Genomic DNA, 20406 nt, shown 5'->3' with positions numbered 1-20406 from the left:
CATTTGCCTGTATATTATGACATTTTAATTATTTAATGCTAATTGATAGGTTTTAACTAAAATCTATTAAATTTTTCTAACAAATAATAAACATTCTTACATTTTAGTAAAATTAGATTTTTTTAATATTTGATATGTTAATCTGTTCGGGGATAAAAAAACGAGGTGAAAATTTTGTTATTAGTAATCATATTTTCCGCCTTGATTTTAGTACTTGGCATTCGTGAAATGCATGTACATAGAAAACGTATCAAACAGATCCCGATACGTATCAACATTAACGGTATTCGCGGTAAGTCCACCATTACTCGATTAATCTACGGCATCTTACGAGAAGATAACTACCAAGTTATTGGTAAAACAACAGGAACTGATGCCCGAATGCTGTATTGGTTTGATGAAGAAGAGTATCCAGTCGTTCGTAAACCTCAAGGCCCGAACATCGGAGAGCAAAAGGATATTTTGCAGAATGTCATCGACAACAAAGGTAAAGCCATCGTCAATGAATGTATGGCCGTCAATCCAGACTATCAAATCGTCTTTCAAGAAAAGCTGTTAAAAGCGAATGTGGGTGTCATCGTCAATGTCATGGAAGACCATATGGAAACTTTAGGTCCGACATTAGATGAAGTGGCAGAAGCATTTACCGCAACAATTCCTTATAACGGAAAACTTGTCATCATGAAAGACGATTACACAGACTTCTTTAAGAAAGTCGCAGATAAACGCAACACTGAAACGATTGTCGTGGACAGAGATAAAGTTGAAGAAGATTTACTTAGAAAATTCGACTATATCGTCTTCCCTGACAATGTCGCGATTGCGATGGGTGTCGCAAAAGCAATCGGCGCCAATCCAGATGTCGCAATTGAAGGTATGTTGAACGCACCGCCTGATAGTGGCGCAGTACATATACACTACTATCATAAGAACGATACTAAGAACATCTTCGTTAATGCCTTCGCCGCAAACGAACCTCAGTCATCTAAAGCGATTCTCCAAAAAGTAATCGACTACAAATACCCCTATGAAAAGAAAGTCATTATTTTGAATTGTCGTGGTGACCGTTTAGATAGAACAAAACTCTTTGCTGAAGATTTCATTACTGACGTAGACTTCGACACGTTGATTTGTGTCGGCAAGAGTACGCAGCTTGTGACAGAAGTCATGAAATCTCAACCAGATAAAAAATACTTGAACTTTGAAGGAAGACCTTTCGAAGAAGTAGAACAAGCAATCTATGAGGAATCCAAATCGGCACTAGTATTTTGTGTCGGCAATATTCATGGTAACGGCAAGAAAGTCGTGAATTTATTAGAAGGGATGGATTAATTTTGGTAGGTTCAGAGCTGTATTTCTCATTATTTGTAGGTATCGTACTCAGCTTGATATTCGCTGAGAAATTCGGTATCAATCCTGCAGGGCTCGTAGTACCTGGTTATTTAGCTTTAATATTTGATCAACCTATTATGTTGCTGTCAGTACTGATTATCAGCTGTCTGACATACTTCATTGTGGCACACGGTATTAGTAAAGTTGCTTTACTTTATGGACGTAGAAAGTTCGCCGCAATGATTTTAACCGGCATGATTATAAAATTCGTTTTTGACTTGATATATCCACTGACCCCCTTTGAGGTCGTGCAGATATCCGGTATCGGTATTGTCATTCCAGGCATTATCGCGAATACCATTCAAAAACAAGGTACAATCACTACGTTAGCTTCATGTATGCTGCTGACTTGTATCACGTACGTCGTGTTATTCGCATATAGCTTTATCAAATAAGAAGGAGTTAGAGTATGGCTAACAAGCAACGTTTCAATATAGAGAATTGGATTTTAAAGAAATCCAAAAATCAAAAGAAGCATAATTCTAAATACATGTTAGTTGTGTCTATCGTTGCGCTGATACTACTCATAACGCTCATGGCCACTGCTAAAACACATAAGGTCGATGTCTTCGCTAAACATAAAGATGATATTCACTTAGCTTACTTTGGTAATGTCAATTTGAATAAATACATCAGACAAAGTGACTTAGATGATATGTTCGACCCCATTCACAGCATCATTAAAGAAAGTGATTATGCTTCAACTAGCTTGAATATCAATCGCGTATCTAAAAATCCATCTAAGAACGTCAAAAAGAACTTAGATAATATCGCATTTATGAAATCACTTGGCTTTACAAATCTTAATTTGACCAACAACGCAGTAGACCTCGCAGATATGAAACAAATTGAAAAACAAGCCAATCAAAAATACGGTTATAACTTTTTAACCGGTAATGGTTCAAACCCATTAAACAGTAAAGTATCTCATAAGACGATTCATGGTAAGAAAATTGCGACTGTGTCATTTACAGACATCAACTCAAAATATACGAATGCGAATAAAGCCACAACATCTATCGCTTTAGATCCGAAAATCTTTGTTCCATTAGTGAAAAAACTTAAAGAAGAAAATGACATGGTTGTTGTCAATGTAGACTGGGGTATTCCAGATGAACCACATGTCACAAGCCGTCAGAAGACTTACGGTCACGCCCTAGCAGAAGCAGGTGCTGATGTGGTCTTAGGCCATAATACAGTGATTCAAAAAATTGAAGAACATCAAAATACACCAATCTTCTACAGTTTAGGTAATGTCACTTCAGATGATTTCTTATCTGAGAATAAAAAAGGCTTAGCGGTTCAACAATCATGGGATGGAAATCGCAGTGACTTCATGATTACACCGATTAAGACTTCCGGAGATAAAATCACCAAAGATAATATGAACGTCATAGAAAAAACAAAACTAAAAAATCGTATTTCTCACCCATCCATCAAACTTAAAGATACTAAAGGAGGCTACTATTATGAAAATTAAGAATTACTTATTATATGCGGCTATTGTATTGATCATCGCCAGCATTTTCTTAATGATTATTCTCAGCAATGCGAATGAACCTTTAGATAAATATGAAAAGCATGATTTAAAAACTGAAAAACACGTGTCTTTCAATGGAGGTCATACCTTCCATGAACATTTATAGTAAAAAGGTACTGACAGTTATATTTATCATCACATTGCTGGTATCTACTGTCTTCTACTTTGTAAATAAAGAAGACCAAGTCGATAAAGATGAACTTTATGAAAATAAATTAGCCTCTCAAAATCATAAAGACGCTAAAAAGAAATACGGTGTCGCAACGAACAATAAAATTGCGAGAGCTGTCGGAAATAAAATTATTCAAGAAGGCGGAAACTCAGCCGACGCAGCTTACGGTGTTGCTTATACTTTAGCAGTTACTGAACCTTACGCTGCAGGACTCGGCGGTGAAGGTACGTCATTGACGTATGATGGAAAAAAGGGGTCCAAACCTACTGTCTATGACTACAACACAGTTTCTGGCTATAACTATCAAAAAGGCGACGAAGTCGGTGTACCTGGTTTTGTTCAAGGTATGCATGACATGCACGAAAAAGAAGGTCATATGAGTGAAAAGAAAATCTTAAACTATGTTATTCCACTTGCTGAGGACGGATTCCAAGTCAACACTGACCTTGCAAAACTCCTCTCTAAATATAGTGGGAACTTAGATAACAACTCACCTTTCTTTAAAAAAGAGGACCAAGTCGTACAAAATGGCGACGTCGTTAAACAAGAAGCTTTAGCTAAAACATTAAAAGGGATTAGAGATCACGGTCCAGATTATTTCTATAAAACACAAGGACCAAGCATTGCTAAACAAAGCGGGAGTCATTTAAGCGAGAAAGATTTCACTGACTATAAAACACAAACGAAACAACCACTTTCAACTAACTATCTGAATAACCAAGTCTATACGTCACCTAACCCAACCAGCGGTATGTTGACACTTCAAGGTCTGAAAATTGATCAATCTATCAATGGTAACTTAGGTGAAGAAAAACGAAATGACTTTATTGAAAGTGTTATCGAAGCAAGAAATGTAAACTTTAAAAATAGATATTTAATCAATGATCAAGCAAAAAATGACACTAAACATACAGGAGATCATTATTTATTAAAACGTGCTGAAAAGTACAAGAACATTAAAAATCAATTCGGTTTACAAGGACAAGTGAATACAGCTGGTTCACACTTTGTAGTTGTTGATAAACAAGGCCGCATGACAAGCTCAACAAACACACTCAACAACTTCTTCGGTTCTGGCACTTATACGAAGCAAGGTTTCTTTATGAACAATGCTTTAAAACGTTTCTCAGATTCACCAGATAGTGATAACCATGGTGACAAACATAAATCACCGCGTTCATTCATCTCACCTACCATTGTGGTTGGTAAAGATTATTACTTCGGCGGCGGTACACCAGGTGGTAATAAAGTACCGACTCTTATGCAAGAAAACTTATCTAATTACTTACGCGGTAAAGATTCACTGCAAGAAACAATTGATAAGCCGCGCTTCTATAATGACGGCAAAGATGTCTATTATGAAGACGGCATGAGCGACCAAGACCTTAAGACGATTAAAGACTTAGGTTACAATCCTAAAAACAGCGCAGACAATCCAAACTTCGGCAGTTTCCAAGGTGCAACTTACTTCAAGAAAGACAAGAAAACAGAAACAGGACATGATGTTGAAGTAAGATAGTGTGAATTTATTGCTGTATCAATTGTAAAGTTAAACCCATCACAAACAAGGGACTGAGATGACGACATAAAAGTTATCTCAGTCCTCATTTCTTTAAAAATCTATTTACTAAAGGAGGCTGAACATAATGCGACGCGATCATCCCATGCTCAAACGTTTTCTATTGATTTTACTCTTGAGTATTGCACTAACTACACTAGTCTTTATTCCTTTCTTTATAAATGCGGCAAAAGGCATTGCGTTCATTAGTAAAGGCGATGGGTTTTCACAGTTAGTTCCTTTCCAAAAGTATTTATATCATCAATACACACACTTCAGAAGTTTTTATGATGTTTCATTCGGCCTAGGCGGAGATTATACAAAAGGCTTATCTTATTACTACGCAACGTCACCTTTATTACTGCTATACTTCGGCATCGTATATATTGGTGAACAACTCTTTAATCTGCCTGCGCACAGTATACAATTTTGGGCTGCCAACCAGATTTTCTTGAGTTATATTCGTGTAGTATTCACAGTCTTAACAAGTATCTATTTCTTTAGATACCTTAATTCCAATCGTTTCTTCGTCATACTCGCAACGTTAATGTATGCAATTTCTGTTGTGACGATTTACTTTAACTTTACCTGGTCATTTTATGGTGACGTACTAATCTTGTTGCCGTTATCGTTATTAGGCTTAGAACGTTTCTTTCAAGCGCGCAAAATCGGTTTATTTATCTTTGCGATTGCGGTCACGTTATTCTCTAATTTCTATTTCAGTTATTATGAGTTTATTATTCTAAGTTTTTATACTTTATATCGCATTATTTGGCCGTACCATAAAGACATTGTCCAACGTGTACAGAAGCTTTATCTTTTAATTATTGCGGCAGTACTCAGTTTAATGATCGCTAGTCTCGGTTTTTATACAGGCGTTTCAGCAGTTATGGCTAATGACCGTCAAATCAATCCGAACTTAACACTTTCGTTACTCATTGATTTCAAAGAAAAATATCATATATTTTCTGACGGCTTTTACATCACAATTTCAACACTGACATTCATCGCCTTATTTGCGTTTAGATTATATAAGCATTATTTCTATCGCTTATTTGCGATTTTAACTTGGATTATGCTGATAGGGTCACTAACCCCTTATTTCGATAGTTTCTTTAATGGCTTTTCATTGCCTGCACGCAGATGGGTGTACATTTTAGGACTTTCATCCAGTGTCTTAATTGCATTATTCTTACTTCATCTTTCTGAAGTATCTATCAAGCAATACCTATACACAGCCCTTGGCTGTGTCGTTGTCATGTTATATATGTATACACAATACGACGGTAATAATACATGGATGTGGGTCACACTGGTATTAATGATTTTCCTATTTATCTGCTTGTATCAACCACACTTGTTGAAGCGAAAAGCCACCTACATCGCAATTGTTTTACTGGTATTCATTCAACAATTGGTAATGATACAAAATTATCATGATACACATATGTCTATTTATGAACGTCCGATTGCTTCTATGGAAGAAGATAACTATAACAATGCTAAACTGCAACATAAATTTGATCAGTTGCAACGAGAGAAAAATCCATTCAGTCGTATTGAATATCTCTCATTCCCTGCACAAAACTCACCTTTAATTTATGGCTTTAGAGGAATCGCACTATACTCTAGTCTGTTTAATGGAGATATTTTAAATTACTATGATAAAACAATGCAGATTGCACAGCCGATTGATAAAAATAGTAACTATCGCTTTTTAGGTAATCGCGCGAACTTAATGGCATTGTGGAACGTACAAGACCGCTTCAAAAACCCAATCGACCACAACCGCCCTTATGGTTTTGAACCGCAATCCACAATTAAAGGAAAGAAAAATAAATACGAACATTCATCATCAACGATTGATTACCCTGCTACTCACATCACAGATAAAGTCTATGATAATAAAAAATTAAAAACACCAATTGAGAAAGAGCATGCGATGTTAAAAGGTGTCGTCTTAGATGACGCTACGCCAGCGACTCACAAAACAGAACATAACATCAACTACAAAGACCAAATCCAAGAAGAAGCTGATGATGCGCGTTGGAATAAAACAGACGAAACCTTAAAAGTTAAAGAGAAAAATGGCGGTATTGATTATACCCTTCCAAAATCAATGACTGATAAATATAAAGATTTATATTTTGAAATTGAACTCGAGTTACAGTCACCAGATAAACCACACCGAGTTAAACTAAATGAATTCACGCAAAACCGCAGTTCACTCGGTTACTCTTATCGTCGTGTGGTTAATCCATTAACTATTCGTATCAAAGCCGATGATAAAGTGCGATTAAACTTACCTAAAGGAAATTACCGTTATAAACTTAAAGGTGTCTACGGTGAAGATTATCAAGCGTTGAAAACTGCATCACGCTCAGTTGACCGTGTCAAAATCAAACCTACATCTCACGGCTATACCTTTACAAAACAACCACAAGATCATGGTTATTTAGTCATCCCGACACCTTATGAAAAAGGTATGCATGCGACAATTGATGGTAAAGAAGCAGAAGTGAAAAAAGGTAATGGTATTGAAACAGTCATTCCTGTTAAAAAAGGTCAAAAACACATTCAGCTTTCTTACACACCACCTTATCTTTATCCACTTTTAATCCTTAGTGGTATTGGACTGATTCTGGCTATCGGCTTTACTCGGTTTGTTCGTCATAAAACTAAATAACTTCATTTAATATCGAATGATTCACTAAAGAAGCAGCGGCCTAAAAGGTGCCGCTGCTTCTTTATACATATTCATTAACTTTTTAAGACTCATTCAAAGCGCTATTAATACTGTCAGTGAATGCAGACATACGGTCTGTCCAATTTGCCGGATTTTCACGGCTTGGACGAGATGCATCGCTATTTTTAAAGAATTGGTTCGCAAATTGATTATTCAACTCAATTTGTACCCCTGCTTTTTGTTGGTTTTGATTCGTAATATTATTTAAATTACGCCCTGCAATATTACCTGTCGCTTCTGTGACATCAAAACCTTCTGATCTTAACGACGTAGTGATGCGTTCTCGTAAAGCATCATCTCGTCCTCCTACATAGATATCATTACCAGAACGTGCTGTTTTATGAATAGTCACTGTCTTTTTCGACTCATGAACCATGGCTTGTGCTTTAGGTTCATCATAATTTGCGGATGTGACATGCAGTTCTTTATTATTTATTGGGCGAATACCTTTAAATGTGTAATAACTCGCATTATTTTTATTCGCAATTTCATATGCGATTTCACTTGTACCTGGTTCAATACCACCGCCATGTGGTGCAACGATAAGTGTATCATTTGTGCCCTTGCTTGTTTTGATCGTCCAATCTTTACCCTCTTGTGTAGCTTGTTGCAGTTGCGTCATCGATTGATATTTATCTGAAGCACTGAACGTTACTGGAGATAATGTCAACAAACTAACCATAGCTATCGAAACCACACTCGCTGAAATCAATATCGGATTCTTTATCTTTCTCATTCTACAACACCTCTTTTTAAAGTTCTTTCTATATAATTATCTCCTTTCCTAAGTTCACTTAATTTCCGCTTTAAGCTTATCCATACTTATTAATCCCTTTAGTAACAGTGTAACCTTCTTGAAATAATTTAATCATATTTTTTGTGAAAACATTATAATCTTAATTAAATATTAAATCCGGTAAAGCAATTGAGCAAAATAAAATTTAGCATGGCTTTTTTAACACAGTTAATTTTCTCAAGCTAGTTTAACCTTAACATTTTATCCTACATTTTTATGCAATTTGCTTTAAATTTATAATTTAGGGGTAGTAATAACTAATGACATATCTCCTGTGATTCACTTCATTAAAATGCTGCTGCGTTAATCGACTATTTCGCAACTGCATTTTAAATTTTTTTAATTTTTTTCGATACTTAAATTAGCGATAAAATGAATGTGAAATTTAAGTTGTCAGAATTATCAAAACAGTTGGTATGACTTACTTTGTAGCACTTTCTGAAATGACATTGTATTTTCAGAAAAGACAAAAAGAGGGTGAATTTGAACATTTTGTCTGTCAATTGTTTGTTGAAAGCGATTTCATTTTTGTGTATTATGACACTAAAGATATAAAAAGGGGCTGGTTTATATATGCAAGGAGAAGAGAAAAATGGGCAAAACGTAGAACAACAAGCACAAAATGAAAAGAAACCAAAAGCCATAGGAATTTGGCCGTCATTATTTACATTGGGGTTAATGATAGCGGTCATGTTATTTACAGTCGCAGTATTAAAGAAAGAACCACATATTCCACTGATGATTGGGACAGCAGTGGCTATCGGGGTTACAATGTTGCATGGCTATAAGTTCGACGATGTCGAGCAGATGATGTATAAGGGGATCAGACATGCATTACCTGCGATTGTCATCATTATTTTAGTCGGATTGATTATCGGATCATGGATTGGCAGCGGTGTCGTTGCGACAATGATTTATTATGGTCTACAGTTGATTGATCCACGTTTCTTCTTAGCAGTAGTCGTCTTACTGTGTGGTATTGTCGCATTAGCAATCGGAAGTTCTTGGTCTACCATGGCAACTGTGGGGGTTGCTTCAATGGGGATTGGAATGAGTATGGGAATCAACCCAGGTATGGTAGCAGGCGCTGTCATCTCAGGCTCATATTTTGGAGATAAAATGAGTCCACTCTCTGATACAACAAACTTAGCATCAGGATTAACGAAAGTAGATTTATTCGAACATATTAAACATATGACTTATACGACAATCCCAGCACTTGTGATTTCACTCATCGCATTCTTTATTATTGGGATGCAGTATGGCAATCGTAATTTTGACGCTAAAAATATTGAGAAAATTCTATCAACTATGCAGAATGAATTTGTGATTTCACCTTGGTTATTGTTAATTCCTTTAGCTGTTATTGTATTAGTAATGTTTAAAGTACCTGCCATTCCTGCCATTTGTGCTGGTATTATCTTAGGCTTCTTCGCACAAATTTTTGTACAAGGCGGTTCTCTAACAGAAGCACTGACTGCACTTCAAACAGGTTATACAATGGAGTCAGGCAATAAGATGGTGGATGAGTTATTTAACCGTGGTGGTTTAGAATCTATGTTCTATACAATCTCACTGACACTCGTCGCAATGACATTCGGTGGTGTCTTAGAATATTCAGGTATGTTAGATTCACTCATTAGCATCATCTTACGTTGGGCAAAGAATACAGGTTCATTATTAACATCAGTGATTCTATCTTGTATCGGTACAAACTTCACATGTTCTGAACAATATATTTCTATTATCGTACCAGGACGTATGTATGCACAAACTTTTGCGGATAAAGGTTTACATCCTAAGAACTTATCACGTGCGTTAGAGGATGGCGGTACACTGACTTCTGTCTTCGTACCATGGAACACATGTGGTGTGTTTATCGCATCAACATTAGGTGTCGGCGTAATGCAGTATGCGCCATTCGCATTCTTAAACTTCTTAGTACCAATCATTTCTATTATCTTCGCATACACAGGATATAAGATTGTGAAGTTGCCGAAAGACAAACGTGAAGGTGTAAAAGCTAGAAAAAAGAAAGCCACTTTGCCTAACGATACGAACTTAGCATAAAAAATATTTGAATTTTTAGAAATCTAATAACAGATAGTTTAACACCCTCGTGTTGATGACACGAGGGTGCATTCTGTTTTCTATGATTTAAGACGTTCGCTAAACGTTTCAAATGATATTTGACCTGTCGCTAACTTTTCATATTCAACGCGCATTTGTTCATTTTTAGATAGCGGACGTTCATATAAGGCTTCAACACATGTCGCTTCGTCTTTTAACGGTTCGTATAATGACGTTAACGTTTTAAACGCTTCATAATAACGCAAGCCGAATCTTCTTAATGATTGTGCGTTAAAATGAATACCGTCTGGATTCATTGTTAACCCTTTTGAAGTGGCAAAGTATGTGTCTGGTACTTGTTGCGGCATAGTTTGTAAAATATGGTTGATTTCTGCATGTTGTGTCAAAGTACGACTGAAACCTTCTGCATGTGTTAAATGATCTAACCCACCTATGACGAAAGGTACATGAGGCAGATCAAGTTCCTTTCTGACATGTGCAATCACATTTTTTAATTGTGATTGATACACTTGATATAAATCATGATTACAGTCGTTTTCACCTTGGTGCCATAAGATACCGATAATTTCACTCGTTTCTTGCGCAAAACGTGTTTCAGAAAGTGCATGGCGCATGAGTACACTTCCAGGTTGCCATTCTGAAATAGCACTGCCGCCTTCAGCACAAGGGATTAAGCCGATAGATTCATTGGGATGGTCGATTGACCAAGCTTGCGCAAACGCACTCGCCAAACCGACACCTGCTAAATGTCTATCAGCGTGAATCGGTTCACCCATCATTTGCCATCTGCCATTTCGCAAGACATTGATATGTTCATTAATAATGGCTGGAACTTCGTTTAGAAAGCCTCTGCCTGCCATATTGGATTGGCCCAATAAAAGAATGGATTTCATCTTGATACCTGCTTTCTATAATTTGATTCAGTTTCATTATAACAAGTATTTCTATTCTTTAAGTAGAATTAATTTTTAAAAGAAAACGTTTTCCTTAATAATTTAAACCGCTTCGCTTATCTTATAAGTTGAGGATTGATAGAATGGAGTGGTATTCTATTTTCAAAATAAAATAACAGAACGTGCTTTTAGTGTTAGGAGGAGTAAAAGAATGAATAAACCCCATTTAGTGGCACCTGAAGATTTCAATATTGTCTCTGAGATTGAGAAGTACGCAAAAGATAAATCAAAAGTTGCGATCATCTTTGAAGATAATGCAGGTGGAACAACAGAAGTAACTTATGATGAATTAATTCGCAGCGCAAATCGCATTGGTAATTTATTTAAACAACATGGTTTGCATAAAGGCGATACATTACTCATTAAAATGGAACGCAGTATTGAAACCTATGAAGTTTATATTGCGGCATTGAAATTAGGTGTCGCTTTAATCCCAGCATCTGAAATGTTAAGAACGAAAGACTTGCAGTACCGTATTACACACGGTGAAGTCGATGCAGTCTTATCTATTGCGTCAGGGGCAGATGAATTTGAAGGCGTAAAAGAATATGATGACTTAACAAAATTCATTATTGGGGATACTAAAGAAGATTGGATTAATGTCGAAGAAGGCAAAAAAGAAATGAGTGAGGAATTAGACATCACACCGACAAAACGTGATGACGTCGCTTTCTTACCTTATACATCAGGTACAACAGGCAATCCTAAAGCTGTTGTACACTCACATGGCTGGGGTTACGCACATATGCAGATGGCACCGAAACATTGGTTGAACATCAGTGAAGGTGACATTGTATGGGCCACTGCCGCACCTGGTTGGCAAAAATGGGTATGGAGTCCATTCCTATCTACAATGACATCCGGCGCAACAGCCTTTGTGTTTAATGGTCGCTTCAACGGCACAGTCTATTTAGAATTACTCGAAAAATACAAAATCAACGTACTTTGCTGTACGCCGACTGAGTACCGTATTATGGCCAAACTCCAAGATTTAGGTAGTTATGACCTATCTCATCTTCATGACGCTGTATCAGCCGGAGAACCTTTAAACCAAGAAGTTGTTGAGAAATTCCAAGATACTTTTGATATCACAGTGCGTGACGGTTACGGTCAAACAGAAAGTACTTTAGTGATCGGTTTATTAAAAGATGTTAAAGGTAAACCTGGTTCTATGGGTAAAGCTATCCCTGGCAGTGAAGTCACTATTATTGACGATGAAGGTAACTTAGCTGAAGTCGGAGAAGTCGGCAATATCGCTGTTCCAGTCGATTTACCTGCATTGTTCAAAGGTTACTTCAAAGAGCCTGAACGTACACAAGAACGTATCGTCGGCAACTATTTCATGTCAGGCGACTTAGCTAAAGTTGATGAAGATGGCTACTTCTGGTTCGAAGGCCGTAAAGACGATATCATTATCAGCTCTGGTTACACAATCGGACCATTCGAAGTGGAAGATTCATTAACGAAACACCCTGCAGTTAAAGAATGTGCAGTGGTCGCAAGCCCACATGAATTACGTGGTAATATCGTAAAAGCCTTCATTATCTTACAAGATGGCTATGAACCAAGTGATGACTTAGTGAAAGAACTTCAAAATTATGTCAAATACGATGTCGCACCTTATAAATATCCACGTGCGATTGAATTTGTTGAAGAATTACCAAAAACTAATTCAGGCAAAATCCGTCGTGTTGAATTACGTGAAGCAGAAATCGAAAAATACAATAAAAAATAAAAGCAATACACCCTACATCCCTGTCATTCGGCGGGGATGTTTTCATATTATAAAGGTGAAGAAAAGAGAAAATTATGCTATTTATTTCCTGGGTTATAGCAATCAAAAAATAAAGCCTCTGAAGTGACTTGTGTGCCACTTCAGAGGCTTCTCTATCTCTCTACTATTCAATTAGATTATTAGTGTTCTTTCATATCCTAGTTAAAGCATGATAGTAACTTAGCTCATTTCTTTTTTAACTACCGCTTTAACACGGTCAATATCACCTGAAACGTCTATATCCGGTTTCTTCGTGAATTTAGAAACAATGATTGTTACTAACACACTGGCAATCACACCAGGGATGATTTCATATAAGTTGAAGAAGTCATTTGTTTCACCTAATGGTTTTGCGAAGACAATCCATAGAATTACGACAACTGCACCAGCGATCATACCACTGATTGCACCTGTACGACTTAAACCTTTCCAGTAAAGTGACATTACAACAAGTGGACCGAATGCGGCACCGAAACCTGCCCATGCATTACCTACTAGGTTTAAAATTGTGTCGTTTGGTGACCAAGCAATTGCGATAGAAATAATCGCAACAACTAATACTGATAAACGACCTACTAATAAGAATTCTTTTTGATGTTTCTTCGCAGCTTCTTCACCACGGATTAATTTGTAGAAGTCTTCAGTCAATGAGCTTGATGTTACAAGTAATTGAGAAGAAATTGTACTCATAATCGCAGCCAAGATTGCAGCGAGTAAGAAACCGCCGACTAATGGGTGGAATAAAATTTGACTCATTAAAATAAATAATGTTTCTGGGTCTTTTAATTCAACGCCTTTATCTTGAATAAACGCGATACCGATTAAGCCCACGAATACTGCTCCAATTAAGCTGACAGCCATCCAGCCGATACCAAAACGACGTGCTGTTCTTAATTGTTTAACAGTTTTAATACTCATGAAACGCACGATGATATGAGGTTGACCGAAGTAACCTAAGCCCCATGCGAAGAATGAGATAATTCCGACAATTGTTGTCCCTTTGAATAAATCTAAGTTTGTCGGTTTTAAATCTGTTACTGTATTGAATGTGTCTAATCCATTTAATTTAAGTAATGCGACAATCGGAACCATAATCATCGCAATCAGCATAATCACACCTTGGAAGAAGTCAGTCAGCGATACTGCTAAGTATCCACCAAAGAATGTATAAGCGATAACGATAACTGAAATTAAGATTAATCCTAAACGATAATCTAATCCGAATGCACTGTCGAAGAGTTTACCGCCTGATACCATACCCGCATGTGTGTATAGGGTAAAGAATACGACGATAATGCCTCCTGAAATAATTTTAATCAAGTTAGAATGGTCAGCAAGACGATTCTTGAAGAAGTCTGGCAACGTAATTGCATCACCAGCTTGTTCTGTATATACACGTAATCTCGGTGCTACTACGAAGTAGTTGATATATGCACCAAGTGTTAAACCAATCGCAAGCCACGCAGCTGAAAGTCCAGTAGTATAGACCTCACCGGGTAGTCCCATGATCATCCAACCACTCATGTCGGATGCCCCTGCGGAGAGTGCCGTTACGTATGGCCCAATGCTACGGCCGCCCAGCATGTATTCACTGACATTTCCTGTTGCTTTCTTATAACCATAGTAGCCGATGACTAATAAGATTAAGAAATACAAAGCAATCATGATATACGTTTGCCAGTCTGGGTGTACCTGTTGTCTCAGTGTTGCTCCTAAAGTAAACATGTCTAAAATAAACATCCTTTCAAATTATTTGGAATAAAATGTACGGATCGTTCTTAGGCATAGCAATGACAAGGTTCAGAATCTAAATCAAAGTTACAAAGCCAAGATGACTTTGAATAACTCCCCATTCACCCTGAAATCTTATTTTAATTAACTCATTGCGCACAACTTCTAAAAGTATGTCCCCACATACTTACCCCTAATGAAGTACTTAATCTATTCAAAAAAGCAGCTAAAACAATTCTCCCAAGTTTCGTAAGCAAATGCCTTTGTTTATGTAACGTTGTATCAAATAGTATTTATACCGCTTTTTTAACTAAGATATTTTCATATACCCTACTTTTTAGATTAAGAACATTTGAGTTAACTAAAATATTAACCTGAAATCCTTTATCCCTTGCAAAAAATTGCTTTTAACTTTTTAGCAAAGATGTTTCTTAGCTTAACACAATGATATTTTTACGCAAATTTAAGTCGGCAAAAAAGCCACTTTCTCGCCCATTTTAGACATTTTTTTATCTGCGTTCGTCACTTAAATACCAACGGTTACAGCGAAATCTAAAAAAATTTCAAAAATTTTTCGTTTGACAGCGTTTTCTAGTTGTAATCAAATTCTAATATAATTTATTTATCCTTCTAAAACCCCCTCATTTCAACCCTTAACAAACTTAAAGTAATTGTAATATTCAGAATTCTAATTGAAAATATTTTACACTGTGGTAATATATAACCGGATTACACAAATACTGTCATTGAGCATTGCACAGTAATAGATGGTTACTTACTATCTCAAAAGTAACTCAACATCTTTTATGACAGTATCATGTGTTGTAGTACCTAAAATAGATGAACTTCTAAAACTGAAAGGAGCATTATTATTATGCGCACAGCCAAAAGTATAGGCGACACCAGAACAGAATCAGACGCATCAAATAATAGCAGAGATTTAATTTTAGGAAAGACAAGAGACACATTAAAGCACTGTGATCAAGATATAGTTAAACTACTTAACCAAAGCCAACTACATTTAGAAGCCATCCGAGAGTTTATCAATCATACAGCAACAGCTGTTCAGGCATTAACAAAAAATAAGCGTGTTAAAACAGGCATCATTGTTACAGAAGGTATCCAAAAAATTTTAAAAACTACTTGCGACATTCAACCAAAGTTATTTAACACACAGCTACAACAATCATCCCTCTCATACAACGTCACTTAAGAAGAGAAGTTTCAGAACATATTAACTATGAAGGCAAGATTCTTAATGGTCTTGATTTCGATGAAGTAGAAGACATTATACGCAACTTTAAAACTGAAGGCGTAGAAGCAATTGTGATTTCATTTTTACACAGCTATCAAAATAATGATCATGAACGCGCAACAAAATACTATATCAATAAATATCATCCAGAATTTACTGTCACATATTCTACTGAATCAATTGAACACCTTCATACAACTTAAGCAAAAGCATTTGAAACTTATTTAGTCTACACATCTACTTTACTCTATTAGAGTATTAATCAAATGAAATATATAAATGGTATAGGAAAACCATGTTTCATCTCAGTTATGAAACATGGTTTTCTTATGCTTATTCCAACTGGAATCTACACAATTCCAACAATGTGCTGCCAATAAATTTTAGACATCCCTTCTACTCACCTCAGACAAACCTCAGTCTGTCTCTTATCTATCCAATACCACTATGAAATCCATACTTATGTATAAAAAAGCAGTACCTCCTACTTTAAGGAAGCACTGTTTTATTGTGTTATTGCTTATTTTTCATTTAATTTCAAAGTATCCGCTGATGCTTTACGTACTTTGTTTAATAACTTCGTATCCTCAATTAATGATTCGCCATAAGATGGAATCATTTCTTTTAATTTGCCTGACCATTGTTCTAGGTAGTCAGGGAAGTTTTGTTCAATGATTTCTAATGCGACTGATACTGAAGTTGAAGCCCCTGGTGATTCACCTAACATTGCGACTACAGTGTGGTCTTTAGAGTGAACGACTTCTGTACCGAATTGGATAAAGCCGCGACCATGTTCTTGTGTATCTTTGATTACTTGAACACGTTTACCTGCAATGTGTAAATCCCAATCTTCGTCTTTCGCATCTGGTACGAAACGACGTAATTCTTTCATACGGTCTTCTTTTTTCATCAACATTTGTTGGATTGAATATTTAACAAGTGATAAGTTTTTAACCCCAGCAGCTGCCATTGTTAATAAGTTATCACGATTCAATGAACGGAATAAGTCTAAGTTTGAACCGTGTTTCAAGAATTTAGGTCCGATTGCTGCGAATGGTCCAAATAATAAACTTTCTTTTCCACGCACATAACGACGGTCTAAATGTGGTACCGTCATTGGTGGTGTGCCTGGCGGCTCTTTACCGTAAACTTTCGCATCGTGTTGTTGTACGATTTCCGGTTTGTTACATACTAAGAATGCACCACTGATTGGGAAACCGCCTAAGTTTTTACTTTCTTCAATACGTGTTTTTTGAAGTAATGGGATTGCGGCACCACCAGCACCGATAAAGATATAGTCTGCCACATGTGTTTCAACATTGTCAGTATCTAAGTTACGCACTTCTACTTCCCATTTCTTATCAGCACGTTGTTGGAAGCCAACTACTTCGTGACGATAGAAAAGTTCTGCATTATCATGTGTTTCTAAGTTTGAAGCTAATTTACGTGTTAACTCACCAAAGTTAACGTCTGTTCCTTTATCAATCTTACTTGCCGCAATCGCTAAGTGTGGAGAACGGCCTTCCATCATTAAAGGCATCCATTGCGCAAGTTTATCACGATCTTCAGTGTACTCAATGTCAGAGAACATCGGTAAATTTTTCAATGCTTCATAACGTTTCTTCAAGAATTGAACATTTTTCACACCTTGAACGAAACTGATGTGTGGTAATGGCGTGATGAACTCACGTGGGTTTTCAATCGCATTCGTTTTCACTAAATGTGACCAGAACTGTTTTGAAATCTCAAACTGTTCATTAATTTCTTTCGCTTTTTCCACATCAATTGAACCATCTGGTTGTTCAACCGTATAGTTCAACTCACATAATGCGGCATGCCCTGTGCCAGCATTACTTGTATCATAAGAACTTTCCAACCCAGGACCATCTAAGCGTTCAAATAACTTGATGTTCCAGTCAGGTTGAATTTCTTTTAAAAATGAACCAAAAGTGGTGCTTAATACCCCTCCACCAATCAAAATAACGTTTTTTGATTCTGCTTGACTCATTTCTTAACCACCTTCCTCAAATTAAATATCCGGTCATCTGATGACTTAAGACGTAATGATTTACTTATTTATCTTAAACTATCTCACACAAAAACTAAAACATTATGTTTATGAATTATTTGCTTAAAATGAATAAGCGTAACTTGTTACACTTTTATGATAAGTGATATTCATTCTCACTGTCAACACGCAATATAACGCACTTAACAATTAGGAATGAAATCACATCACTTACGATATAATGCACTGTCTTTTAATAACGTATGATAGACTGAAATTATGAACTCTAAAATGAAGAGAGGAGTCACATCATGTCTAAACAAAATGACGATTATATTTACTACACCGATGAATCAACCAACCCTGAACATTACATAACACCTAACGAAACACATGAACCAAACAGAAAAAAATCAAAGCGATCTCATCCTGACAACATACGTCCAAAAGGCAGACGTTGGCTCAACATTATCTTATGGATTGTCTTTATGTTTTTATGTACGACACCAACACTTGTCGCAATGTTTTTAATCGGATTTGTCGCTATGAATCCCCATGGTAATCCGCTCGCATTCGCAGGTATTATTGTAGGCTACGTCATTTGGTCAGCACTTGTTATCTGGTTACTCGTCTGGTATTACCGTAAAAAAGGTTATGAAAGTTTAAAACCCCTTGGTTTTGTAGACATTGCCTGGAATATTCTATATTTCATCGCCACACGTATTTGGACTGCACTATGTGTTGTCGTCATGGCAGTGGTTTTTGGTGAACAAGGTTCAGAAAATGATGAATTACTGTTAAAACAAGTTCAACATCTACAGGACTTCACAAATCCGATGATTGTGATTGCACTCATCTTATTCGTGTTCCATCTGACATTTGTCGGACCATTTTTAGAAGAAATTACCTTCAGAGGTATTTTCAAAGAAACGATTTTCTCTAGATTCTCATTCTGGTTGCCGATGCTGATTTCTTCAGCTATTTTTTCAATCAACCATGCCAGCACCAACATCGTAGGTTTCTTACTTTATATGGGAATGGGTGCTTGTTTCTATCTTGCTTATCAACGCCGTCGCAATCTTTGGGACAGCTATATGGTCCATGCGTTAAATAACGGAACCGCAAGTATCGCGATTATTATCGGTTTATTATTAATGTAGTGAGCTATGATTGATTTAAATATTCTATATGTATACACAAAAGGAGCACCTATTGCGGCGCTCCTTTTGTTATTGAGTTATCTATCAATTAATCTTCTACTTTAATCACAATCTTACCTTTCGCATGACCTTGTTCTGAATAATCGAGTGCACGTTGCGTATCATGGAATGGATAGACCTTATCAATGACAGGTTTGATTTCGCCTTCTTCAATAAGGTTCGTAATTGTACGTAATTGCGCATCACTCGGATGCATTAAGAAGAATTCATAATACACATGATGTGCTTTCGCAAGCTTACGAACATGACGAGACAAATACCAAATACCTGCACGTTTTGCTAAATTTAAATGCCAAGTATCTGCGAATTTCTTAGTCGGCGGTCCGACTAATGATGCGATAGAGCCACCTGGTTTTAATATCGTAAAGGCTTTTTCTAAGTTTTTGCCACCTAACGTATCAAAGACCCCATCATAGTTAGATAAGACATCCCAGAAATTTTGTTGTTTATAATTAATAATTTCATCTGCGCCGAGTGATCGAACTAAGGCTTCACCTTTTTCACTGACAGTCGTCGCGACATGTAAGCCCATCACACGGCCTAATTGAATCGCAAAGGTACCAATACCGCCTGAACCCGCTTCAACCAACACTTTATCTCCTGCTTTAAGATGCATGATTTCATGGAAAGCCTGATAGCTCGTTAAACCAACTAACGGAATACTCGCCGCTTCCACAAAATCTAAGTTCTTCGGCATCAACGCAATATCATACTGATTAATCGCAAAATACTGCGCAAAAGTTCCCATATTATTTTTGCCAGGTCGGCCGTATACCTTATCTCCGACTTTAAAGTTTCTAACGTCTTTCCCTACTTTCTCCACAACGCCTGCTAAATCATTGCCGAGTACTAGCGGGAATTTATGTTTAACCACTGCCTTTAAATCACCATCACGTGTTTTAAAATCTACTGGATTCACACTGGCAGCTTTCACAAGTACTAGGACCTCTTCTGGACCAGGCTCTGGTACAGGTAAATCAATCATCTCAACAGGTTGTTTCCCATACTTTCGAACAGCCATAGCCTTCATTGTTTCTGACATATTTTCCAACTCCTTCGTACTTATAACGTTTATCTCTTACATGAATGTTATCCTTCTATACCCGCCTCCCCACGTTGACTATGCATTGAGCGTAAATAAAAGCACCGCTTCACTCTCTATCGTGTAGC

The 20406-nt window shown here is 36.8% G+C and carries 16 protein-coding genes; 11 read left to right on the top strand and 5 right to left on the bottom strand.

From position 1 onward, the window contains the following. Positions 1 to 174 precede the first annotated feature (174 nt). The 6 genes from pgsB to CD112_RS08185 all read left to right on the top strand — a co-directional run bounded on the left by pgsB (position 175) and on the right by CD112_RS08185 (position 7348). Positions 175 to 1332: a poly-gamma-glutamate synthase PgsB gene (pgsB, locus tag CD112_RS08205; RefSeq protein WP_002480094.1), complete on the top strand. Its 1158-nt coding sequence runs from the start codon at positions 175 to 177 to the stop codon at positions 1330 to 1332. A 2-nt stretch (positions 1333 to 1334) separates the two neighbouring features. Next, positions 1335 to 1787, top strand: a complete 453-nt coding sequence (gene pgsC / locus CD112_RS08200; protein ID WP_002480095.1) for a poly-gamma-glutamate biosynthesis protein PgsC — start codon at positions 1335 to 1337, stop codon at positions 1785 to 1787. 14 nt (positions 1788 to 1801) lie between these two features. Further along, positions 1802 to 2872, top strand: coding sequence for a CapA family protein (locus CD112_RS08195; protein WP_002480096.1), 1071 nt, complete (start codon positions 1802 to 1804; stop codon positions 2870 to 2872). Next, complete coding sequence (locus tag CD112_RS13615; RefSeq protein ID WP_002480097.1) at positions 2862 to 3038, top strand: hypothetical protein; 177 nt, start codon at positions 2862 to 2864, stop codon at positions 3036 to 3038. The genes CD112_RS08195 and CD112_RS13615 overlap by 11 nt, the downstream gene beginning before the upstream one ends. Further along, positions 3025 to 4623, top strand: a complete 1599-nt coding sequence (locus tag CD112_RS08190) for a gamma-glutamyltransferase (protein WP_103364130.1) — start codon at positions 3025 to 3027, stop codon at positions 4621 to 4623. Before CD112_RS13615 ends, CD112_RS08190 begins: the two co-directional genes overlap by 14 nt. A gap of 127 nt (positions 4624 to 4750) precedes the next feature. Continuing rightward, positions 4751 to 7348, top strand: coding sequence for a YfhO family protein (locus tag CD112_RS08185; protein WP_103364129.1), 2598 nt, complete (start codon positions 4751 to 4753; stop codon positions 7346 to 7348). 82 nt (positions 7349 to 7430) lie between these two features. Here CD112_RS08185 and CD112_RS08180 read toward each other — a convergent pair whose 3' ends face one another. Next, the gene (locus CD112_RS08180) at positions 7431 to 8144 is read right to left on the bottom strand and encodes a poly-gamma-glutamate hydrolase family protein (protein WP_002480100.1); all 714 of its coding nucleotides are present in this window, start codon (positions 8142 to 8144) and stop codon (positions 7431 to 7433) included. Between the two features lie 633 nt (positions 8145 to 8777). Here CD112_RS08180 and nhaC point away from each other — a divergent pair. Beyond that, a complete protein-coding gene (nhaC, locus tag CD112_RS08175) occupies positions 8778 to 10274 on the top strand; it encodes a Na+/H+ antiporter NhaC (RefSeq protein WP_002480101.1) in 1497 nt (498 codons plus the stop codon). An 80-nt stretch (positions 10275 to 10354) separates the two neighbouring features. Here nhaC and CD112_RS08170 read toward each other — a convergent pair whose 3' ends face one another. Further along, a complete protein-coding gene (locus tag CD112_RS08170) occupies positions 10355 to 11188 on the bottom strand; it encodes a sialate O-acetylesterase (protein ID WP_103364128.1) in 834 nt (277 codons plus the stop codon). A 211-nt stretch (positions 11189 to 11399) separates the two neighbouring features. Between CD112_RS08170 and mbcS the strand changes: the two genes are divergently transcribed. Then, the gene (gene mbcS / locus CD112_RS08165) at positions 11400 to 12983 is read left to right on the top strand and encodes an acyl-CoA synthetase MbcS (protein ID WP_103364127.1); all 1584 of its coding nucleotides are present in this window, start codon (positions 11400 to 11402) and stop codon (positions 12981 to 12983) included. Between the two features lie 219 nt (positions 12984 to 13202). Here mbcS and putP read toward each other — a convergent pair whose 3' ends face one another. Further along, entirely contained in the window at positions 13203 to 14747 is a 1545-nt protein-coding gene (gene putP / locus CD112_RS08160) for a sodium/proline symporter PutP (protein ID WP_002480104.1), read from the bottom strand. Positions 14748 to 15627: 880 nt separating this feature from the next. Between putP and CD112_RS08155 the strand changes: the two genes are divergently transcribed. Further along, a complete protein-coding gene (locus CD112_RS08155; RefSeq protein WP_070463569.1) occupies positions 15628 to 15966 on the top strand; it encodes a hydantoinase/oxoprolinase N-terminal domain-containing protein in 339 nt (112 codons plus the stop codon). Continuing rightward, the gene (locus CD112_RS13975; RefSeq protein ID WP_083283825.1) at positions 15939 to 16211 is read left to right on the top strand and encodes a hydantoinase/oxoprolinase N-terminal domain-containing protein; all 273 of its coding nucleotides are present in this window, start codon (positions 15939 to 15941) and stop codon (positions 16209 to 16211) included. Before CD112_RS08155 ends, CD112_RS13975 begins: the two co-directional genes overlap by 28 nt. 317 nt (positions 16212 to 16528) lie before the next feature. On the opposite strand, the gene mqo is transcribed toward CD112_RS13975, so the two are convergent. Next, positions 16529 to 18016, bottom strand: coding sequence for a malate dehydrogenase (quinone) (gene mqo, locus CD112_RS08145; RefSeq protein WP_103364126.1), 1488 nt, complete (start codon positions 18014 to 18016; stop codon positions 16529 to 16531). 311 nt (positions 18017 to 18327) lie between these two features. On the opposite strand from mqo, the gene CD112_RS08140 reads away from it, so the two are divergent. Beyond that, on the top strand, positions 18328 to 19176 hold the full coding sequence (locus CD112_RS08140) for a CPBP family intramembrane glutamic endopeptidase (RefSeq protein ID WP_057510278.1): 849 nt from the start codon (positions 18328 to 18330) through the stop codon (positions 19174 to 19176). Positions 19177 to 19264: 88 nt separating this feature from the next. On the opposite strand, the gene CD112_RS08135 is transcribed toward CD112_RS08140, so the two are convergent. Further along, a complete protein-coding gene (locus CD112_RS08135) occupies positions 19265 to 20266 on the bottom strand; it encodes an NADP-dependent oxidoreductase (RefSeq protein WP_111713490.1) in 1002 nt (333 codons plus the stop codon). Positions 20267 to 20406: the final 140 nt, after the last annotated feature.

Origin of the sequence: Staphylococcus simulans (genome assembly GCF_002902285.1) — a bacterium.
Lineage (GTDB): Bacteria > Bacillota > Bacilli > Staphylococcales > Staphylococcaceae > Staphylococcus > Staphylococcus simulans.
The sequence above is the reverse complement of the archived record's forward strand: the minus strand, read 5'-3'. Positions and strand labels throughout refer to the sequence as shown.